22 protein-coding genes, 2 pseudogenes and 1 riboswitch are annotated in these 19,505 nt (G+C 36.9%); of the genes and pseudogenes, 11 read left to right on the top strand and 13 right to left on the bottom strand.

All coding sequences use genetic code 11. The features are described from left to right. Positions 1-172 precede the first annotated feature (172 nt). A pseudogene (locus C9J29_RS21445) lies at positions 173-1,122 on the top strand (SDR family oxidoreductase). 293 nt (positions 1,123-1,415) lie between these two features. Here C9J29_RS21445 and C9J29_RS21440 read toward each other — a convergent pair. Both C9J29_RS21440 and C9J29_RS25025 read right to left on the bottom strand, forming a co-directional pair. Beyond that, positions 1,416-1,973 carry a GNAT family N-acetyltransferase gene (locus C9J29_RS21440; protein WP_090003314.1) on the bottom strand — a complete coding sequence of 186 codons (558 nt, stop codon included), beginning with the start codon at positions 1,971-1,973 and terminating at the stop codon, positions 1,416-1,418. 269 nt (positions 1,974-2,242) lie between these two features. After that, positions 2,243-2,374, bottom strand: coding sequence for a hypothetical protein (locus C9J29_RS25025; protein ID WP_255319035.1), 132 nt, complete (start codon positions 2,372-2,374; stop codon positions 2,243-2,245). A 270-nt stretch (positions 2,375-2,644) separates the two neighbouring features. On the opposite strand from C9J29_RS25025, the gene C9J29_RS21430 reads away from it, so the two are divergent. From C9J29_RS21430 to C9J29_RS21415, 4 genes and pseudogenes are all read left to right on the top strand, one after another. After that, on the top strand, positions 2,645-2,869 hold the full coding sequence (locus C9J29_RS21430; RefSeq protein WP_025117363.1) for a hypothetical protein: 225 nt from the start codon (positions 2,645-2,647) through the stop codon (positions 2,867-2,869). Positions 2,870-2,966: 97 nt separating this feature from the next. Further along, positions 2,967-3,117 (top strand): annotated as a pseudogene (locus tag C9J29_RS25190) (YjcZ family sporulation protein). A gap of 312 nt (positions 3,118-3,429) precedes the next feature. Continuing rightward, the gene (locus tag C9J29_RS21420) at positions 3,430-3,708 is read left to right on the top strand and encodes a hypothetical protein (protein WP_008181928.1); all 279 of its coding nucleotides are present in this window, start codon (positions 3,430-3,432) and stop codon (positions 3,706-3,708) included. Between the two features lie 92 nt (positions 3,709-3,800). Continuing rightward, entirely contained in the window at positions 3,801-4,277 is a 477-nt protein-coding gene (locus C9J29_RS21415) for a GNAT family N-acetyltransferase (protein ID WP_036126585.1), read from the top strand. A gap of 84 nt (positions 4,278-4,361) precedes the next feature. Here C9J29_RS21415 and C9J29_RS21410 read toward each other — a convergent pair whose 3' ends face one another. Then, positions 4,362-4,721, bottom strand: a complete 360-nt coding sequence (locus C9J29_RS21410) for a YolD-like family protein (protein ID WP_107922732.1) — start codon at positions 4,719-4,721, stop codon at positions 4,362-4,364. A 293-nt stretch (positions 4,722-5,014) separates the two neighbouring features. Here C9J29_RS21410 and C9J29_RS21405 point away from each other — a divergent pair, with 293 nt between their 5' ends. Continuing rightward, entirely contained in the window at positions 5,015-5,689 is a 675-nt protein-coding gene (locus tag C9J29_RS21405; RefSeq protein WP_237068898.1) for a cupin domain-containing protein, read from the top strand. 107 nt (positions 5,690-5,796) lie between these two features. Further along, positions 5,797-6,273 carry a DUF3231 family protein gene (locus C9J29_RS21400; protein WP_008178489.1) on the top strand — a complete coding sequence of 159 codons (477 nt, stop codon included), beginning with the start codon at positions 5,797-5,799 and terminating at the stop codon, positions 6,271-6,273. A 146-nt stretch (positions 6,274-6,419) separates the two neighbouring features. Here C9J29_RS21400 and C9J29_RS21395 read toward each other — a convergent pair whose 3' ends face one another. From C9J29_RS21395 to C9J29_RS21385, 3 genes are all read right to left on the bottom strand, one after another. Continuing rightward, positions 6,420-9,026: a cation-translocating P-type ATPase gene (locus C9J29_RS21395; protein ID WP_107922730.1), complete on the bottom strand. Its 2,607-nt coding sequence runs from the start codon at positions 9,024-9,026 to the stop codon at positions 6,420-6,422. Between the two features lie 249 nt (positions 9,027-9,275). After that, the gene (locus C9J29_RS21390; protein WP_008178492.1) at positions 9,276-9,563 is read right to left on the bottom strand and encodes a hypothetical protein; all 288 of its coding nucleotides are present in this window, start codon (positions 9,561-9,563) and stop codon (positions 9,276-9,278) included. 90 nt (positions 9,564-9,653) lie between these two features. Continuing rightward, the gene (locus C9J29_RS21385; protein WP_025117356.1) at positions 9,654-10,844 is read right to left on the bottom strand and encodes an MFS transporter; all 1,191 of its coding nucleotides are present in this window, start codon (positions 10,842-10,844) and stop codon (positions 9,654-9,656) included. Between the two features lie 205 nt (positions 10,845-11,049). After that, positions 11,050-11,149: riboswitch (purine riboswitch) on the bottom strand. Between the two features lie 160 nt (positions 11,150-11,309). Here C9J29_RS21385 and C9J29_RS21380 point away from each other — a divergent pair. Then, complete coding sequence (locus tag C9J29_RS21380; protein ID WP_008178497.1) at positions 11,310-11,546, top strand: hypothetical protein; 237 nt, start codon at positions 11,310-11,312, stop codon at positions 11,544-11,546. 7 nt (positions 11,547-11,553) lie between these two features. Here C9J29_RS21380 and lepB read toward each other — a convergent pair whose 3' ends face one another. The 3 genes from lepB to C9J29_RS21365 form a co-directional block, all read right to left on the bottom strand. Further along, the gene (gene lepB / locus C9J29_RS21375) at positions 11,554-12,114 is read right to left on the bottom strand and encodes a signal peptidase I (RefSeq protein WP_036126595.1); all 561 of its coding nucleotides are present in this window, start codon (positions 12,112-12,114) and stop codon (positions 11,554-11,556) included. A gap of 151 nt (positions 12,115-12,265) precedes the next feature. Then, complete coding sequence (locus tag C9J29_RS21370; RefSeq protein ID WP_008178501.1) at positions 12,266-12,376, bottom strand: hypothetical protein; 111 nt, start codon at positions 12,374-12,376, stop codon at positions 12,266-12,268. A gap of 345 nt (positions 12,377-12,721) precedes the next feature. Beyond that, positions 12,722-13,660, bottom strand: coding sequence for an LCP family glycopolymer transferase (locus C9J29_RS21365; protein WP_089987376.1), 939 nt, complete (start codon positions 13,658-13,660; stop codon positions 12,722-12,724). Positions 13,661-13,962: 302 nt separating this feature from the next. Between C9J29_RS21365 and C9J29_RS21360 the strand changes: the two genes are divergently transcribed. Beyond that, positions 13,963-15,048, top strand: a complete 1,086-nt coding sequence (locus C9J29_RS21360; RefSeq protein ID WP_107922729.1) for a M24 family metallopeptidase — start codon at positions 13,963-13,965, stop codon at positions 15,046-15,048. 14 nt (positions 15,049-15,062) lie between these two features. Continuing rightward, a complete protein-coding gene (locus C9J29_RS21355; protein ID WP_107922728.1) occupies positions 15,063-16,277 on the top strand; it encodes an aminotransferase class V-fold PLP-dependent enzyme in 1,215 nt (404 codons plus the stop codon). Positions 16,278-16,300: 23 nt separating this feature from the next. On the opposite strand, the gene C9J29_RS21350 is transcribed toward C9J29_RS21355, so the two are convergent. From C9J29_RS21350 to C9J29_RS21340, 3 genes are all read right to left on the bottom strand, one after another. After that, positions 16,301-17,074 carry an IclR family transcriptional regulator gene (locus C9J29_RS21350; RefSeq protein WP_008178508.1) on the bottom strand — a complete coding sequence of 258 codons (774 nt, stop codon included), beginning with the start codon at positions 17,072-17,074 and terminating at the stop codon, positions 16,301-16,303. Between the two features lie 318 nt (positions 17,075-17,392). Next, positions 17,393-17,827 (bottom strand): MarR family winged helix-turn-helix transcriptional regulator, encoded by a 435-nt coding sequence (locus tag C9J29_RS21345; protein ID WP_025117349.1) that lies wholly within the window; start codon positions 17,825-17,827, stop codon positions 17,393-17,395. A 25-nt stretch (positions 17,828-17,852) separates the two neighbouring features. Further along, the gene (locus tag C9J29_RS21340; protein ID WP_008178510.1) at positions 17,853-18,608 is read right to left on the bottom strand and encodes an SDR family NAD(P)-dependent oxidoreductase; all 756 of its coding nucleotides are present in this window, start codon (positions 18,606-18,608) and stop codon (positions 17,853-17,855) included. Positions 18,609-18,824: 216 nt separating this feature from the next. Between C9J29_RS21340 and C9J29_RS21335 the strand changes: the two genes are divergently transcribed. Beyond that, positions 18,825-19,193 (top strand): hypothetical protein, encoded by a 369-nt coding sequence (locus C9J29_RS21335; RefSeq protein WP_008178511.1) that lies wholly within the window; start codon positions 18,825-18,827, stop codon positions 19,191-19,193. 217 nt (positions 19,194-19,410) lie between these two features. Here the strand turns inward: C9J29_RS21335 and C9J29_RS21330 are convergent. Beyond that, a partial coding sequence (locus C9J29_RS21330; RefSeq protein WP_141395400.1) for an IS3 family transposase occupies positions 19,411-19,505 on the bottom strand: 95 nt, incomplete at its 5' end.

The raw sequence follows: 19,505 nt of genomic DNA, 5'->3' as shown, positions 1-19,505 counted from the left end.
TAGTAACCGTGTCACTTCTGGGAAAAATTCAATCTCCATTCTAACCATCCCCTGCGATGATGGTCTTTTTCTTGCTAACATACGAAGGTAATCAATCATAGTATATGTTGAAAAGGAGGGATTGGTTATTAACAATCCAAGTGACGGGCCAGCTCAAGATAACCAAGATTTAATGGAACAAATTCGTTTTTATCAAAAATGGTTTGAGGACAGTAAAAAAGAAGATCCATACCCTCAATATCCTGTCTATGGAAAGATTACGCAATATAAAGAAGTACCTCTTACCCAACCTGAACAAAGGCAGCTTCGTCAACCAGGGCTCGAAAGCTTAATGGTGCCGAAGCCTATCATTGAAAACCCTCATTATAAAGGTAGTGGAAAATTAAAAGGGAAAGTAGCCCTTATTACTGGGGGTGATAGTGGGATGGGTGCAGCTGCTGCGATTGCCTTTGCGGAAAGAGGAGGCCGACGTAGCAATTGCTTATTTAGATGAGCATAGGACGCTACTCGAACTAAAAATTGAATTGAGGAACTAGGAGAAAAATGTTTACTCCTTCCTGGGGATCTCCGTGAAAAAAAACATTGTGCAAATATTGTTTATGAAACCATTAATACGTTTGGACGCTTAGATATATTATGTAACCATGTTGGCATTCAGTTTCAACAAAATGACCTGACTGACATTACAGATGAACAATTCGATGAAACGTTTAAGCTTAATATTTATTCACATTTTTATACGACAAGAGCGGCCCTCCCTTATTTACAGGCTGGTAGCTACATAATTGGTACCGCATCTGTAGTAGCTTATGCTGGTGAGCCTTTATTAATCGATTACTCTGCCACAAAAGCAACTGTCGTCGGCTGGACTCCTTCTTTAGCAAAGAGCATGGCTAAAAAGCAGATTCGCGTCAATGCAATTGCCCCGGTCGAATTTGGACACCATTAATCCCCTCCAGTTTTTCCTCTGACGAAAACGCATTGCACGGAGGGAATCTTTTTAACCGAATGGCACAGCCCTTTGAAGTGGCCCCGACATTCGTTTATTTAGCATCAGATGATTCTAGACATGTAATGGGACAGGTTTTACATGTGGATGGCGGAAAATCCACCAATTCGTAGCTACGTAAAGAAAACTCAGGCAACACGTAATTGTATGCTGAGTTTTTTTAATTTTTCTTTTCAATTTTTTATAGATGGTTCAAAAAAGATGTTAACGATTCAACTTTGCCTCTTTATTTCATTTACTTTTCAATTTATTGACAGTGGTTATGTTCATAACTACAACAACATACATTAATTGCGGGATAGCAACTTTAACATCGCCCCCAAGATGTTTTTGTACAACGCTATCCCAGCTTTACATCGTGGTTTTTGGCGATCATAATTCTCTCCTATCGGCTTTCTCTACGTTGTTATCCCTTCCGTAGTAAAGAATAAATCAACATATCTCTACATTCGCCAGTCACACTATGACATTCATATTGTCTTAAATAGCCCTCTTCTTTAAAATTGAATTTCGTTAATAACTTCCTTGATGCTATGTTTTCTTCAGCAACAATGGCTTGTATCCTCACTAACCCTAACTGATTAAATCCAATTGCCAATACTTCATTCATAGCTTCTGACATAATACCCTTATGCCAATATTTTTCTGATAACTCATAACCTATTTCAGCCCGTTTACCCTCAAATTCACTTAAAAATATAGTGCCTATCACCTCATCTGACATTTTATCAGCAATAGCAAAACGAATTATCCACCCCTTTTCAAAGCCCTCATTCCAAATATGAATGACCTCAATACTTCTTTCAATGGATTCTGGACCATTCCAATCCAAATAACGATAGATGTTTTCATTAGAATAATAATTGTATAATGATGGCGCATCGTCTCGTTTTAATTTTCTTAATCGAATTTGTTCTGTTTGGATGGTCGGAAATGACATGCCCAATAATTCAGTAAAATTCATCGCTCTCTCCCATTTGGTAATTCTTGTTATACCTGTAATATAGCTGATTATTAATTTTGATAAAACCTCAATATTCCTTCATAAAAGAAAAAAAGCCATCGCGATTTAAAAACGCAATGACTGTTGATTTGCTGCTTTTCTTTTTTCATTTAAAATGATTCTCTGGATGCTCTTTAGGGATAAATAATATTTTTCAGCTAGCGTTTCTCTAACCATTCCAGATAAAAAAACATTATAAATATTGGCATTTCTCAAATCCAATTCAGCTTTTATAGTGGTACGAGATCCCCAGCTTTATGTTGTTCTTTCCGCGGGATATAAATATATTCGCCATCCATATATTCCTGAATGGCCGCTAACAACTCTTCAGGTAAAATATGCTTTGCTTTTTTATAGCTCATGTTGCACTCCTAAATGTGTAGATTTTTTTAGGAAAAGCAACGGCTATGCTCAATATTTTTTTGCCATAGCCATTGCTATGCAAACATCATATATTTCCTCACGCAATTATCACCCCTTCATTCACGCCTTTTTATATCCATATTATAGCATATAAACCAATATTTTAATGGTGTAATTAATAGTCCACTTTAAAGTGATCCCACCTTAGGCATTCCCCTATGCACCTTTGACCATTACATTCATATAATTAGATTGAAGGGAGTGGCATAGTGCCTTGGCAACATAAAATTTACTATTTAATCGGGCAACCGGTCGGTGTTTCATTGACGAATGGGCAAGGAACATCTGGTGTTCTTTGTGGCGTTTCAGGTGGGAAGCTTCTTGTCCTCGAATATTTGTATCAAAGTCAATTTGCTTTAAAGCAGTATGATTTTCATATGATTCAAGATGTCAATGGTTTTCCGCCTTGTCAAACGCGGCAGCCGTTATATTAAAAACATCCGTGTAGGATGTTTTTTTGATGGCACCATTTAATATTAGTTACTTAGATGATGATCGCTCCTCCATTTGAATCTTATACATACAATTGATATGGAAACCTTTGTGGGATACTGTGGAAATGTAGGCAATTTCAATAATTATTTGTGGCGGAAATGATGGCAGTGGTAACAGTTCAACTTTCGTGCTCATCGTTGTCCTATTCATTCTTCTCAATATTGTTGGTGCAAGCTTCATTTGCTAATGGTCATATGAAGGCTTTAGCTTCTGTTTATTTCTAATGATGAAAAAGCTTAAAGCCTTTTTTATTTCCCCTTCACCCAATTCTAACCTGTTATGAGATAATAAAAATATATTTCTTACGCCATTGAAGATAGATAACTATCTCCAAATGATAACTTAACATAATAATAGTATTGTAAAGTTCTTTCTACTTTACATGACACTCCTTTATTGGTTCTAGGGGTCACTTTCATCCAAGTGGCCTCTTTTTGCATCCTTTTACTCTATTATAGATTTTCTAGAACTATCGTTTTAGTAGAGAGGAGGAAAACAAATGGGCATTAATTTAAATTTTTGGTCCTTTATTTTATCTTTAGGTTGCATCCTATTATTTTTTCTGTCCGGTTCCTTAAAAGACTTTTTTGTCACCTATGTCCATCTTCACCCATTGACACTGACAATGCTATTGTCAATCGTATGCTTCTACCTAAGTGTTGTAGGAATGAAAGATGTCAGAAATTTAGCGACCTTGCTGAGAGGCATTGTGACAATGGCTTTAACACTGATTTTAATTGTGAGTATTTCTTTTATTTTATTTTTTGGTAATTTATAAAGTAAAAGAACGCCAGCTTGCCTGATTATTAAACAAGCCTTCTTGACGAACATTTGTTCTATGTATACAATAATAAAAAAGGAGGCTTGTTTATGCAAGACACAATTAACATTGAATTAGTACATTTTTCAGAAGACTATGCAGACCAGTTAAATGAGTTTGAATTGCCCGTAGAACAGCACCAATTTACTGCCTTACCAAAAGAGATTACTATCGAAAAAGTGGGACAGTACCCTATTGTGATTTTAAGTAATAAAATACCTGTTGGTTTTTTCGTACTTCATACAACTGAAAGAGTACAGGAATATTCTAGCAATCCACAGGCGATGTTACTTACCGCTTTATCTATGGATCATAAACAGCAAGGTAAGGGTTATGCAAAAAAAGCAATGCTTTTACTGGCTGACTTTGTCAAGCATGAATTTAAAGAATTTAACGAAGTAGTGTTAGTGGTAAATCACAAAAATATCGCTGCGCAGAATTTGTATCTCAACGTAGGTTTTGAAGATAATGGTGAAAGACGAATGGGACCAATTGGTGAGCAAATAGTGATGCAATTGCACCTATAAGGAGACAGTCACTCATTTTCGATGTTCAAATGAGTGACTTTGTTATCCGCTGTCATTCGTACCATTCATTATTAGGCACTAAATTCACTCACTGATTGTGCATTCAATACCGCTATTGCCATCCACCTCTATATAGCCAGCATAAATATATTTCAATGCGATATGTTTCGTTGTTGTAATCGTTTCTAGCAGAAGTTCCATCTCATTCATCTCTTTAATAATGCCACCATATTGAACAAAATTAGCCTCTTCCCAAATAGTTAACATAATATAGTTACGTTCTGCTAATGCACGTGTGATGGTTTGCTGTAATTCCTCCAGCTCCCATTCTGCACGTTCCCGTGGCGGTTCTGTCTGCACCTCTTGCTTCCACTTTTTCAAAAGCAGTAAATGCTCTGGAAGCATCATCGATGTCCATTTCATAGCTCCTCGATCTTTAATCATATTATCTCATCCTTTCAGCTCAGTTACGGGGGACGCTTGCGAGAAAACTAAAACGTTGAAAGTCATGACTGCTTTGCTAAGATTTCCACGCCGCCCTCAAAACAAAACATACGTTCTTTTTATTATACGCACATACGTTCTTTAATAGCAGTGGTAATTTAATACAATTCCTCTAGCATATGCTTGCTAAGAGTTCTAGACAAACGCTAGGCATTTGTATAAGTCTATAAACATTTCAATCATAATCTGTGATGATGATGAATATCACAATTTTAGTGAGAAAGGATGTAAGTATTAACACAAATGTCGATTATACATCGCCTTCTGCAGAGTTTACCTTTGATGTCAACAAAAGTACGCTTTTTAAAAAAGATGCACGAAATTACATTAATATCCTTGGCGTAGAACAATTAAATACATTAGAAAATACATCTTTACTGGATATTTTTTTAAGCAAAGATAATGTCATTGAGCCACACTATCACCAAAATGCAGCTGAGCTTGTCTATTGTATTTCTGGTGCAGCAACGGTTTCCCTTTTAAATCCCTTTACAAAAAAACTTCAAAACTACCCGATTAAGCCTGGGCAAGTAGCTAATATCCCACAGGGCTGGTGGCATTATGAGGTTGCCACAGAGGATAACACCCATTTGCTTGCTATCTTTGACGCTCCAACACCAGAGGTTATTTTAGGCTCCGATATATTGAAATTTACACCTGCCAATATTATGGCGCATACCTATTGTTTAGATGAGGAACAATGGAAGAAAACCATTGCACCCATTGTTCCATCTACTTATATTGGGCCACCAAAAGGCTGTAATCGAGTGGAATCGGCAACTGATAATTCTTCATGCAAGCAAAAGAAGCCATCCATGAAACCATGTCCATACCCAAACCCATACCCTTATCCATATCCATACCATTACCCTTCCCCACATATGTATGCGTATGGCACGTATTATTAAAATACCCCTTGTATTAAACTTTTATTGTAAAAGATGAATAGAATGTCATAAACTGTTCCATCCTAATCTTAGATAAATACTAGGAGTTAGGAAGTGTCACAATAACGATGATAAATGACAAACTAGCATCATTACAATTTAAGGAGATGTTTAGGCTTTGGTCGCAGCTCGGTGTCAATCAAAGCTATATTGCTTCAAGCCATGCCTTTTTTAACCATACCCGAGATAAAAAATTAAAGATTATGATTTTGGAATTCATTCAATGTTTAAAAGAGGAAAATAAACAGCTGACATTATTATTAAAGGAAAATGGTGTTCTTGCCCCCACTACAACTATGTCATACAGTAAAATGAAAATGACGGATATACGTGGAAAATCCATCATTAATGATAGTGAAATTAGTGCCATTTTATCTATGAATATTGCTTCCTCTTTACTTGCTGTAAGCCAAGCATTGGAATTGTCAGTAAAGAAAAAGCATCTTGCCAAATATGGTGAACTCCATATGCGCTATGCTATACTTGGGTCTAAGTTGATCGAACTGAGTAAAATTAAAGGCTGGCTTCTAGCACCAGCCCAATAAAAATGTTGGCTGAACGAAATCATTCATTACGTTGCACATTATTAAATCTACTTTTAATAGTGTGTTTTTTTGTACATTTTAAATATTAAACAATAGCAAAACCACCTACTCGTTATATGTAGGTGGTTTTAACATTCAATCATCTTCTATCGACTTCTTACAAACAGGAGCTTATACCATTGATTTACGAGGAACGGTAACACGGATAGACTATAAATAAAGCCTAATTGGGCAATTGTTAATGGAGCCACTTCAAAGACCGTTGTTAGCATTGGCATAAACAATACAATGTGCAAGCTTAGGACACCGATTAAAAATGCAATCCATGCATATTTATTCGAAAAGACACCAATCGTAAAGATCGATTGTTTAGCTCTGGAGTTAAAGCCATGCACTAATCTTGATAAACAAAGTGTTGTAAACGCCATTGTACTTGCCGTTAATGTATCGCCAGTTGATAATCCAATTTGAAAAGCAATGATGGTAGAGATGGCAATTAAAATTCCTTCTAGCACCACCTGTGTCGTAAATGATTTATTTAATAGAGGGGTATGAACATTTCTAGGCTTGTCCTTCATCGTTTTCTTATTATTCGGCTCTAATCCGATTGCGATTGCTGGAAGACTATCTGTTAATAGGTTGATGAATAATAGATGAACGGGTGCAAAAGGAACTGGTAAGCCGAGTACTGTAGCATATAGCACTACAAATATAGCTCCTGCATTCCCTGATAATAAGAACAAAATGGCATTTTTAATATTTGTATAGATGCTCCGACCATTGGCGATCGCCTTGACAATCGTAGAAAAATTATCATCTGTTAAAATCATGGATGAGGCATCTTTTGCGACCTCCGTCCCAGTCACTCCCATTGCCACCCCGATATCTGCTTGTTTTAGTGCCGGCCCATCATTGACGCCATCCCCTGTCATCGCGACAACATGACCCTTATCCTGCCACGCTTTGACGATACGAATCTTTTGAGCAGGTGTAACACGCGCATACACAGAATAATCATCAACTTTTTCCTGTAGCTCTTGATCTGTGAATTTTTCGAGAGCATGTCCTTCAATGGCTTCATCTGGATTTTTTAAAATCCCAATTTGTTGGGCAATCGCTGTAGCTGTAATTTTATGGTCACCTGTAATCATAACTGGCTTAATGCCTGCCTTAATACAATTTTCTACAGCTTCTTTGGACTCTTTTCTTGGTGGGTCCATCATAGCCACTAAGCCGACAAATATTAAATCTCTTTCTACTCTTGTATCAATTGTTTGCTGCGGTAAAACATCTTTGTAGGCAATGGCTATCACCCGTAAACCATTCCTCGAAAAATCATGATTGACCGCTTCGATTTTTTGGCGATGCTGAGCTGTCATCTCAAAAATGCCTGTTGCCGTTTTTATTCTAGTCACTTTAGGCAAGAGAACATCTAATGCTCCTTTAGTAATCATAACAGGCTGTTTATCTATTTTATTTACAGTACTCATAAGCTTTCGTGCCGAATCAAATGGAATTTCAGCTAGTCTTGGATATTGCTCGCGAATCATCAATTCATCTAAGCCGTAATGCTTTCCTAATTTCACAAGCGCTATTTCTGTCGGATCACCAATTTCCTTGTGCTCACGCTCGACAGCATCACTACATAAAAGTGCCTTTACCATCAGTTCTTTTTCCACTGAATTTGTTGGGTTTAGCCAATCATGAGGAATTTTTTTCTGATCGACAAAAACTTCCTGTACAACCATTTTATTTTCTGTTAAAGTACCCGTTTTATCAGAACAAATTACAGATACACTTCCTAAGCTTTCTACCGCATAAAGCTTACGGATAATGGCATTTTCCTTCGCCATCTTTTGTGTACCGAATGCTAAGACGATTGTAACGATGGAACTCAAAGCCTCAGGAATAGCTGCGACAGCTAGAGATACGGCAAACATAAAGGATTCTACTAATGCTCGTCCACGAATAAGATCAATTGTAAAAATGGCTAAGCAAATGATTGTAATACCTAATGCTAATTTTTCACCAAATTGATCCAGGCTAATTTGTAAAGGTGTTTTCTTTTCCTTAGCCGTATCGAGTAAATTAGCAATTTTCCCGATTTCAGTCTGCATCCCGATAGCTGTAACCATTACAATGCCTCGTCCATTGGTCACGAAGCTACCTGAATACACCATATTTTTCTTATCGGCAATCGTAACATTGTTTTTTCGAATAGGGTCAGTACTTTTGGCAACGGCAATTGATTCTCCAGTAAGAGAACTTTCATTGATATACAAATTATGACTTTCCAATAGTCTGCCATCTGCATTGATGTAATCGCCAGCCTCTAACATAAGAAGATCCCCCACCACAATTTCCTCAGAAGGAATTTCCATAAGCTGATTATTACGCATTACTTTGGCAATCGGCGAGGTTAGCGCCTTCAGATTGTCTAAAGATTGTTCAGCTTTAACATGCTGTACCGTGCCTAAAATAGCATTTAGAAAAACAACAATCATGATGACAATTGTACTTTCTACCTCTCCAAGTAGAAAGGAAACGAAGGCAGCGACCAATAAAATAATGACTAATAAATCTTTGAATTGGCCCATAAAAACAGCCCATGTACTAGTCTTTTTACCTTCCTCTAATACGTTATAGCCATAGACTTGTTGCCTCTTTTGAACATCCCCATCGGTCAAGCCTTCTGTGGTGACGTTCAATATCTTCATGACTTCAGTAGACGATTGTTGATGATATTCAGTCATAGGGTTCTCCTTCCATTCACAAGATTTAAAGGTCACATACTATTTTCTGGAAAATAATAGGCACCATAAAATCTCAAACTTCATCAGTCTGTGTGAAATTCATTAACTACAACAATCTATTCCATAGTTAACTAGAGTATGATAATAAACTAGTGAGAAATTAATTTTTATAGAGAAAACTCAAATAGATTCACTTAGACAAAAAAAAGCACTGGGAATGTTTTATTTTCCCAATGCTTATAAAGGCAGTTATGATTGTATGGGTCTCTCTTTATGGGCCACTAATAAGTAATCCAAGGCACTCATGCGCGTAAGCTTGTGCGTGAACTTTATGGCATCTGCATGAGAGGCAAATGTAAAGTGTTCGAGTTCGTCTGTTGGTATAAAATGATCCACTGTTTTCCGAGTCAATTTTCGTACAGATAATGTGTGTGAATCCTCTTCATATAATATGATAGCACCTACATTTCTATAAAAAGTTTGATCAATCGTCGCGATGACTTTGACATTTTGAAAATCGGTTAAATCTACTTGCATCTATTACCAACCTCCTCTATCCTTACATTCGCTATCAGGCTGCTATTATCCTGCTATAGCAGGATCACTTTTGGATAATTTCACCATTTATTATGAGTGATGCTGCGCTGATGAATAATCCGCAGAATGCTCATGTGAGACAGGCGCTCTTTTAATGGAGAAGATAGCACATCCTAAAGCACAGAGAACTAATAGAGTTCCGAAACTTGCTAAATGCATGACAGAACCAGTAAAGGCAAATACGGCACCACCCAGCGCTGAGCCGATGGAAATCCCGATTTGAAGCGCAGCGGTATTTAAGCTTTGCTGTATATCGGATGATTGAGGATCTGCTTGAATTAAATAATTTTGTAATGGCGGTGTTAAAGCCCAGCTCAATGCTCCCCATAAAACGGTAAACAGTAAAAAGACCGGTAAGGCAATGACTGTATAAGGGATACTAAACAAGACAAGCGCAAATGTAGAGACGATTAAAATAAGGGCTTTACTTGTCCCGATTTTATCGCTCACCCAACCACCTACAGCATTACCGCTCACAGAGGCAATACCAAAGATTAAGTAACAAATACTAATCCATGAAGCATTCATATCAAAGGCTTCTACTAAAAAGGGTGTTAAATATGCGTAGAGCATATAATGACCTGCTAGCATAAACAAAGTCGTTAATTGCGCTGTAAGGATTTTTAAATTCGCCAATGACTTCATTTGCTTCTTCAGTGGTACGACTTCCCCGATTGGCATTTTGTCTAATAACAAAGCTATTAAAACCATTGAGATTGTTGAAAGAATACTAATGCCTAAAAATACGGCTCTCCAACCGAAAGCTTCCGTAATAAAAATCCCCATTGGAACACCGATAACAAGTGCAGAACTTACGCCCATAAAAACAAGCCCCAATGCTTTCGCACGGTGTCTAGGCTCTACAATTCTCGTTGTAATCGTTAATGATAGAACGATGACTAATGCTGTACTCATCGCTGTAAAAATTCGGGCAATTAGGACAACGGTGAACGTTGTACTAAAGAAGGTCATTAAATTACCTAATGTAAAAATAAATAAGGATATAAGGAATAAGCGTTTTCGTTCTACCTTCGCTGTCAAAGATAGTAGAACAGGCGCTGAAATCGCATAAACAAGTGCAAAAATAGTGATTAATTGCCCTGCTGTTGCTAAAGAAACATTCAAATCCTTTGCAATATTTGGTAGGATTCCACCTACGATTAATTCAACTAAACCTACTGCAAAGGTAGTCACCGCAAGAATATAAACTCTCCAATTCATTGAAATCTCCCTTTCGTTACATTTTCACTTTTATAGGAGATTTTTCATCAGCCATGATACCCCTGTCCAGATTTTGCAGAAGAAGTTGCCACATAAGCTCTACTGCAAAATCTGTAATATATGTTTGAGGCTGCATGAGCTTGATTCAGCAGACATTTCTATATCAACATCATGGGCTGCATCAAAATAAAAAAATCCTGACTACAAAAATGAAACAAAGTTTTGTAGTCAGGATTTTATGGTTCCTGGTAGAGACCCTCAATCCATATTATTGAGGTTATACAGTTCAAATATTTACTTTAGCTATAGTAGCACATGAAAAATTTATTGACAATACCTTTTTTTCATAGAGTTCATTTCATAAAAATTTCGTTTACTCGAGAGAAAATTTCGATTTTCTGCTTATATTTTGATGAATTTGACCATACATAATAACATACAATAACTATTTTACGAGGTGATTGTTTGCGAATAGTAGGATTTGTATGCTATTTTTTATTACTATTTTATGGTGTTGAATTAGTAGCCGAAGAGCTCACAATCGAAGAACCAGCTCTCAGTTCTCACATAAGAAGTAATCAAACCCCTATTAAAGAAACCGTTGAAAATTCAATGATTTGTGTTTATTATCCCTCTTATAAAATATGTAAAGATGTACCATCCCATAAAGAGAAAGAGGCCACTATTAAAGTAGCCTCTTAATCATTTCTTATTTTGAGCCAACGTGAAAATGCTTAAATGGATAGACGATTAATTTCGACTCGCCATAAACAGCATCCTCTGAAATTAAACCATAATGGCGACTATCACTACTTTTTAGGCGATTGTCCCCAAGCACAAAATACATGCCCTTTGGCACCTCTTTTTCATTCACTAATTGCTCTAATGTAAAGTTTTCAGTAATGCGTAATTGGTTAGGATCATCTGTTTCACGATTGACGTAATCTTCTTTGTAGGCTTTGCCATTCACATACAATACATCATCTTTCATTTCCACCTTATCACCTGGTACACCGATGACACGTTTAATATATAGTTCATCTTCTACAGGTGATTGGAAAACAATTTGATCAAAACGCTCGATTTTACTTGTTTTACTTACAATTATCACATCTTTATCATGGTAGGTTGGGTACATCGATGCCCCCTGTACTTTAATGGGGGCAAATAAAAATTGCTTACAGCCAAACACGACAATTGCTGTAATGACAATAATTTTGATGTAGGATAATAGTTCTTTTTTAAAGCTTGTTGTTTTTTCCTCTTGCATGTTCATTCCCCGATACTGTTTTTTTAATAGTATAACATTTTCTATACTTCATTGACGAATGAATCACACAAATTGTTTCATTCGCCATAAAAAATAGACAAGGCTACTATGTAGCATTGTCTAGAAATATCTGATTCTGTTTATTTGCCAATTAAGAATGGTTAGATTGTGGAGCAACCTGTTGCTGCTCGTTCAATAAATCTACTGCTAATACGATACCAACTGGTAATGCAATTGCTAATAAAATTGTGCCTATAATCATCACAATCACTCCTTTGAACCATTTCTAATATCAGTATACATCGAATTTTCAGATATTTCAAGAAATATAGATAAATGATTCATGTCAAAAAAAATCATTCAACTAGGCATGCACCCTACATGAATGATTTTTTATGCACTACATAAATAATTTTAAACATAATATTTGTAGGCCTCTAATAGTTGAACGGACTGGATTTCTTCGCGTTTTGCGTTTAGGTACATAGCTTTGCATGCAATGATTAAGAGCTGTATACCTAAGGACCTGGGTCCTCCCATTCATTCATCTCCCTCCCTTCATGGCCAAAAATTTTACATATATATTATACTTGTTGTAAGCAAAAGCTTACTTGCTTTGTAAATGGTTTTTTAGATCGGCTTGTATTTTTTGAAGCTCTTCCTCGTTCGGAATGTAGTACCAAATGCGGTTAATCCTTTCACCATCACCTTGTTCAAATGATAATTGCTCAATACCCTTATCCATTTTCTTATAAATACCTTGAAGCTGAATAAGCTCTTTTACTGAGAAATTCATGCGAACGTTATCGCCTAAAACCGTCAGCATATCTGTTGCCTTTAATAATGTAGCCGGAGTTGAGGCCTTTTTCATAACCGCTTCAATAATTTGTCGCTGTCGAATTTGACGTCCAAAATCTCCTCGTGGATCTTCATAACGAATACGGGAAAAAATAAGTGCTTCATTACCATCTAATGTGATTTCTCCTTTTGGGTAATGATATTCGTCATAGGTTAAATCCATATCATTGTTAATTGTCACGCCACCAAGCGTATCTATAATTTGTAAAAAGCCCTCCATATTAATAAACACATAGTAATCAATCGGTATATTTAGAAAATTTTCTACCGTATCTACAGCCATTGGAACACCACCAAAAGCGTAGGCATGATTTATTTTATCAACGGTATCATGACCGACAATTTCTGTACGAGTATCACGGGGAATACTAAGCATTTTCATTGTTTGCTTTTCCGGATTCACAGTAATCACAATCATCGTATCAGAACGTCCACTATCATCTTTTCGTTCATCTACGCCTAGCATCAGAACCGAGAAAGGTTCTTTTTTAATCACTGTTTTTTCTTCTAGCTGTGCTGCATCTGTTGTTTGTAAAAGTGGTGTATTTATTTTGTTCATTGTTTTTTGGATGGTAAAGTAGGCAGTTCCTATAAAAATTAAAAAAATAGTTAGTAGGCTACCAACGATCCACAGCCATAATTTTTTCTTGCTCTTTTTCTCTTTAGAGCGTTTCATGTTTTTTTCCATACGTTAGTCCTCTCTTGCTTAACAATTTTGCCCCTCTTTTTGACGTATTAAGTTGGAAAAAAGTTTATCTAGTCTACTTATATGCATATTAGACGAAAAAAAGACGTACACTAGTATTTACTTTATTTACCCCAAACTATTCCTACATTTGTTATTTCATTTCCTTTACTATTGTATGTTTCTCCGCTTTAATAAATTGAAAATTCATTATTGTTGATTTATACTATTTTTAAGATACAACGTCTCTATATTAGAAACGTTTTACCGACTTATTATTGCTTACCTTTAGGAGGAATCACCCTATGTTTCAAACAAGAAGAGAGAAGTTAGTTTCCCGTATGCAGCAGCATATGGATATAGCTATTTTGGTACCAGGGCCAAATATGCATTATTTTACTGGTCTTCATCTAAAGCAAAGTGAACGTCTAACATTTGCTGTTATAACGGCTAATAATGATTTATATTTTATTTTGACACAAGTAGAACTAAATAAAGTTGATCTTAGCAATGGTGGCGTTATTTTATCCTATTCTGATGAGGAAGGGCCTACACTGGCGATTCAGCGACTAAAAAAGGAAATGGGAACATTGCAGACCATTGGTGTAGAATTTGACACTATGCGTGTCCATGAACAGAAATCGATTGAAATGCTTACATATGAAAACTTATCTGATATTGGCGAGTCCATTCGCGAATTACGCATGAAAAAAGATCTGCAAGAACTAGCCTACATGCGACAGGCTGTACAAATTGTCGAGGAAAGTCTTGCAGCTACTTTACCGACGATACAAGTGGGTGTGACCGAAATGGAAGTAGCAGCTCAATTGGAATATGAAATGAGACGTCGTGGTTCAGAAGGAACACCATTTGGCACTATTGTTGCTTCAGGTTATCGTGGTGCACTCCCACATGGCAGAGCAAGCACTAAAAAAATAGAAGCAGGCGAATTCATTGTCATTGATTTTGGTGCTATTTATAAGGGCTATGTGGCTGATATGACTAGAACAGTAGCTTTAGGAGATGTATCTCCAACGTTACAAAACATTTATAGCCTTGTTAAACAAGCCAATGAAGCAGCAATAGAAGCTATTAAGCCAGGGACGACTGCCCAAAGCCTAGATTGCATTGCAAGAGAAATTATTCGCGATGGTGGTTATGGTGACTATTTCACACATCGACTTGGTCATGGCATTGGTTTGAGCGCTCACGAAGAACCTTACTTAATGCAACGTAACTCACTTGTGTTAGAAGAAGGCATGGCATTTACTGTGGAGCCCGGAATTTATATACAGGATGTTGCCGGGGTTCGGATCGAGGATAATCTCATAGTTACGAATAATGGTTACGAGAATTTAATGACCTTTTCAAAAGAATTAATCATTTTATAAGGCTGGTGAATGCAATGATGGATATGATGACCATTCAAAAGGATATGCCCCTGCTAGAGCAATATATATATTTGAATACAGCTGCCGCTTCGGCCATGCCTCAGCCTGTAGTGAATGTTATGACAAGTTATCTTCAAAAACAGGCGAGTATCGGCCCTTATTTACCCTCTTTTCGTAAAGAAACGTATGAACAGGTAGAGCAAATTCGGGAAAAAACGGCTTTATTTATCGGTGCCAAAAAAGAGGAAATTGCCTTTGTGCCAAATGGTTCAATGGCTATTAATTATATTTCAGGTGGCATAGATTGGCAATTAGATGATGAGGTGATCATACTTGATACAGAAATGTTAAGTAATTATGTACCTTGGCTTGCCCTTCAGCAACGAGGAGTTCACTTAAAAGTTTTGAAAACGAATGCGGACTATATAGTGGACTTACAAGAGCTTGAACAGCTCATAACGCCTCGTACAAGATTAATAGCCTTTGCCCATATGTCAAACGCGGCAGGTGCCCTTCAGCCAGCAAGGGACATCTGTCAGCTTGCTCAACAATACAACGTGCTTACGTTCATTAATGCCAATCAAACAGTCGGTTTACTCCCTATCCATGTGGTAGAGCTAGGCTGTGATTTTTTAGTCGCTAGTGGGCGAAAGTGGCTACGTGGTCCAGAAGGCTCTGGTCTTTTATATGTGCGACAAGCCTTGATTCCAACCATTACCCCTATCATGATCGGCTGGGGTAGCACGAACTGGAATTATGAAAACAACGATTACTCATTCGTAGAGACAGCTAAACGTTTCGAGCCAGGCTGTCCTGTCATTCCAAGTATATTAGGGTTAGGGTCGGCCATCGATTACGCAAATGCGATTGGTATGCAGCCAATATATGAGCGTGTTCAACAGCTGACGAAGTATTTAATCGAGCAGCTTAAAACGATTCCAGGCATTGTCCTCTATGGCCCACAAAATAGCGAATATCGATTATCGGTTACACCGTTTAATATTGAGGGACTTGCTCCAGATGATGTTACTAATTTTTTAGCGGATCGAGGCATTATTATAGAAGCTGGTACTTTTATGGCTAATACTATCATGGAGCGCAATCATATTCGTAAAATGGCTCGCTTTTCACCTCATTATTTTAATACATTCGAAGAAATCGATAGCGCGGTAACCAGCATCAAGGAATTCATTGAGCTAACCAAAACAAAGGCCCCAGATAGTCATTAACTATCTCGGGCTTTTTTACATCCTTATTCTTGGTACAATTTAAAGCTATATTGATCGAAATATCGTTGAATATTCATCGCGCCGTACTGAAGAACGTTAATCATTTCAGGTAGCTTCTCCTCTGTTGGTTTACGATAAATTGGACCCGCAATGGTTAGAGAAGCAATCACTTCTTTTTTGCTATTAAAAAGAGGGACCCCTACCCCAAATACCGAGTGAGAATATTCTCCCGTAGTAAAGCACCAGCCTTGCTGTTGAATTTTCTCCAAATCGGCTAACATTTGATCAGGGTCTGTAATCGTTTCTGGGGTTACTTTTTTCATGCCATGGTCCATAATCTCTTTTTTCTTCTCCTCTGGAAGAAAAGCCATGATTGTTTTACATGATGCCCCGATATGTAATGGGGTGCGTGTGCCAATTGACACAGAAAACTTAATAGTTTGAGAACTCTCTGCAATCTCTACTGTCACGCCATCTGTGCCATCTAGCCATGTTAGAAATACGGATTCCTTAATGGCTTCAGCCAGATTTTTCATAATGGGTAATACAAAATCAGAAAGGTTTAATTTATCCTTTACCATCTGACCGTACTCTAGAAAACGAAGCCCAAGTTCATACTTCTTTGTCTCAGGGTGTTGAATTAGAAAGCCCTGATTTTCAAATGTAGCTAAAATCCTATAAATAATAGAATGGCTAATGTTCATTTCTTTCGCTAATTCTCGAACACCCCATGTAGGATTTTCTTTATTAAAATATTTTAGAACCTCTAATGAGTTATCTAATGTTTTTAATGTCATCTTACACCTCATATGTCTCTATAATAGAACCGTAATTGTATTATAAAATGAAGGCGGACAATTTTCAATAAATTCAACTATTTTACAAATTGATGCACATATTTTTTCTGCAAAGATACAACAACATTTAGTAGATGATCAGATGTACCTCTAGCTCGCTTTCCTGTTTATGGTATTTGACTAGTCTTGAGGCTATGCTTTCATTCCTTCTTGTTAGTTAATCAACAAATATACAATAAAAAATCAACCCACCTCTAAAAAATTGATCGAGGTGAGTTGATTTGGATAGGTCATCTTCTTACATAAAATAAATTTTAGTTATTCATTTTTATTTTGAATGCCCTGTACTAGCTTCTCTTGAATCTGTAAATATTGGGCAATTTCTGTATCATCTAATACTTCAAAAAGTTGTACAAAGACTTCTTTCCCTATAGATTGAGCCTTTGATAGGGCTACTTTTCCCTCATCAGTAATGTCCAGGCGAATGGTACGGCGATCAGATGGATCATACAGTCTTTCAGCTAATCCAAGCTTGACTAATTTTTCAGCAATGCTTGTCATTGCACCTTTTGTATAGCCAATGGTTTCAGCTAATTCTGCCTGTTTTTGAGGGCCTTTAACATGCAGCTCATTTAATACTAAAATTGGTGAAATTCCTAATGGATAAGGAAACGCTTTTGTAAAACGTATAATATTGGCGTTATTCACCTGTTCAATCATATGAATCAGTTTAAAAATACTTGTCTGTTTCAAAAAAATCCTCCTCAAACGCCTAGCATTAATGAAGCATTAATGAACCACCATCTACCATAATCGTTTGACCTGTAATGTATTGCGAATCGTCGGAAGCTAAGAAGACAGCTACTCGTCCGATATCCTGCTCAATATGACCAAAACGACCTAGTGGAATTTTATTTCTCACTGCTTCATAATACTCTGGCTGTGCTTTTGCCCATGCTTGTACACCTGGTGAATCTGCAAGTGGGCTAATGATATTGACGTTAATGCCATATCTGCCCCACTCATTTGCAGCAACACGAGAAATGCCTCGGATTGCTTCCTTAGCTGCAGCATAGGCTGCCTGTGTCTCATGGCCTTGGATACCTGCTCCAGATGCAAAGTTAATAATATTACCTTGTGTTTCTTTTAAATGTGGTAATGCAGCCTGCATTAAATAAAATGTCGGATAGAAACCTGTTCCAAATGATAAGTCAAGATCCGCTTGTGTTGTTTCTTCTATTGTAACTTGTTTCGCAGCATGAGCGTTATTAACTAGCACATCTAGTTTACCGTATTTTTCTACAACTGTATCGATAATTTTTGGTAATTGATCTCGTTCCATTAAATTTGCTTGCAAGAACATAGACTTTGGAGAAATTTGTTGTAAATCTTTCTCCATGGCTTCGCCTGCTTCTGCATTTAAGTCAACAATCGTGACAATGGCTCCTTCCTTTGCCATTGCTTTAGCCATACCACTGCCAATACCACCTGCACCACCAGTAATAATGACTACTTTGTTATCTAATTTACCCATTCATACACATCTCCTTCTAATCTATTCAAAAAATAGTTTAACACTAAACTATTTATATTTAAACTATTTTACTTCCGTCACAGCTCCCATTCTATTTCTGTTAGAAAAAACAACAAAAGACATATATTTTCAAATACATACAAGCATCATTTTTATTTGACACGAATATACTGTAGCAGCTAGCTAAATTCACTTTCAGGAAAGGAGTTGTTGAAAATGGGTGCTAAATGGATAAAGCTCTCAGTCTTCTATTTATTGATTGTTTTTGCTTTTGGACTGTTTATGCATTATACTGTTCAACTTCAATGGAAAGCGACACATGCTCATATTGGTGTGGTAGGTTGGCTGACTACTGGATTCATTGGTTTAATTTATTCGACTTATAAAGATGCTGCGGAAACAGGTCTCGCTAAAGCACAGTTCTGGCTTTATAATATTGGTCTTCCATTCCTATTAGTTGGAATGATGATGGTCTATCTTGATGTGCCACGGTGGTTATTTGAGCTATTCGTTTCAGGTGGCGGCATTGCTGTAGCCCTTTCCGTACTGTTATTCTTTGTCAATGTCTTTAAATATGTGAAATAAATAAAATGCCCTAATTTAGTAGAAGTGGGATTAGACTATAGATCAACTCTAAAACTTTTGAGTTGCCTATAGTCTTTTTTCATTTCCATGACAATCCATCAAGAGCAGTAAAATTCATGAAGAAAAGTACTAGTTACCTCGGGAGCGTCCAGGAGGAAAATGATAAAAGCCATCGAGATTAGTATTGATCTGACCCAAAAAAGTTAGACATATTTAGTTAAGCAACTGCTAAGACCTGAGTTCGGTACTCCACCGGGCTTAGGTCTTTTAATTTTTCTTTCATTCGTTTGTGATTGTAGTAGTGAATATAGT

Source organism: Lysinibacillus fusiformis (genome assembly GCF_003049525.1).
GTDB lineage: Bacteria > Bacillota > Bacilli > Bacillales_A > Planococcaceae > Lysinibacillus > Lysinibacillus fusiformis.
Note: the sequence above shows the minus strand (reverse complement) of the source record. Positions and strands in the feature narration are given on the sequence as shown.

Excerpts from the sequence above, each read along its gene's own strand:
- C9J29_RS21415 (WP_036126585.1), top strand. The coding sequence starts at position 3,801 with ATGCAAGACACAATTAACATTGAATTAGTACATTTTTCAGAAGACTAT.
- C9J29_RS25025 (WP_255319035.1), bottom strand. The coding sequence starts at position 2,374 with ATGAGCTATAAAAAAGCAAAGCATATTTTACCTGAAGAGTTGTTAGCG.
- C9J29_RS21440 (WP_090003314.1), bottom strand. The coding sequence starts at position 1,973 with ATGAATTTTACTGAATTATTGGGCATGTCATTTCCGACCATCCAAACA.
- C9J29_RS21340 (WP_008178510.1), bottom strand. The coding sequence starts at position 18,608 with ATGGGTAAATTAGATAACAAAGTAGTCATTATTACTGGTGGTGCAGGT.
- lepB (WP_036126595.1), bottom strand. The coding sequence starts at position 12,114 with ATGCAAGAGGAAAAAACAACAAGCTTTAAAAAAGAACTATTATCCTAC.
- C9J29_RS21350 (WP_008178508.1), bottom strand. The coding sequence starts at position 17,074 with ATGACATTAAAAACATTAGATAACTCATTAGAGGTTCTAAAATATTTT.
- C9J29_RS21335 (WP_008178511.1), top strand. The coding sequence starts at position 18,825 with ATGGGTGCTAAATGGATAAAGCTCTCAGTCTTCTATTTATTGATTGTT.
- C9J29_RS21385 (WP_025117356.1), bottom strand. The coding sequence starts at position 10,844 with ATGAATTGGAGAGTTTATATTCTTGCGGTGACTACCTTTGCAGTAGGT.
- C9J29_RS21370 (WP_008178501.1), bottom strand. The coding sequence starts at position 12,376 with ATGATTATAGGCACAATTTTATTAGCAATTGCATTACCAGTTGGTATC.
- C9J29_RS21365 (WP_089987376.1), bottom strand. The coding sequence starts at position 13,660 with ATGGAAAAAAACATGAAACGCTCTAAAGAGAAAAAGAGCAAGAAAAAA.
- C9J29_RS21360 (WP_107922729.1), top strand. The coding sequence starts at position 13,963 with ATGTTTCAAACAAGAAGAGAGAAGTTAGTTTCCCGTATGCAGCAGCAT.
- C9J29_RS21390 (WP_008178492.1), bottom strand. The coding sequence starts at position 9,563 with ATGCAAGTAGATTTAACCGATTTTCAAAATGTCAAAGTCATCGCGACG.
- C9J29_RS21355 (WP_107922728.1), top strand. The coding sequence starts at position 15,063 with ATGATGGATATGATGACCATTCAAAAGGATATGCCCCTGCTAGAGCAA.
- C9J29_RS21400 (WP_008178489.1), top strand. The coding sequence starts at position 5,797 with ATGATAAATGACAAACTAGCATCATTACAATTTAAGGAGATGTTTAGG.
- C9J29_RS21395 (WP_107922730.1), bottom strand. The coding sequence starts at position 9,026 with ATGACTGAATATCATCAACAATCGTCTACTGAAGTCATGAAGATATTG.
- C9J29_RS21410 (WP_107922732.1), bottom strand. The coding sequence starts at position 4,721 with ATGATTAAAGATCGAGGAGCTATGAAATGGACATCGATGATGCTTCCA.
- C9J29_RS21420 (WP_008181928.1), top strand. The coding sequence starts at position 3,430 with ATGGGCATTAATTTAAATTTTTGGTCCTTTATTTTATCTTTAGGTTGC.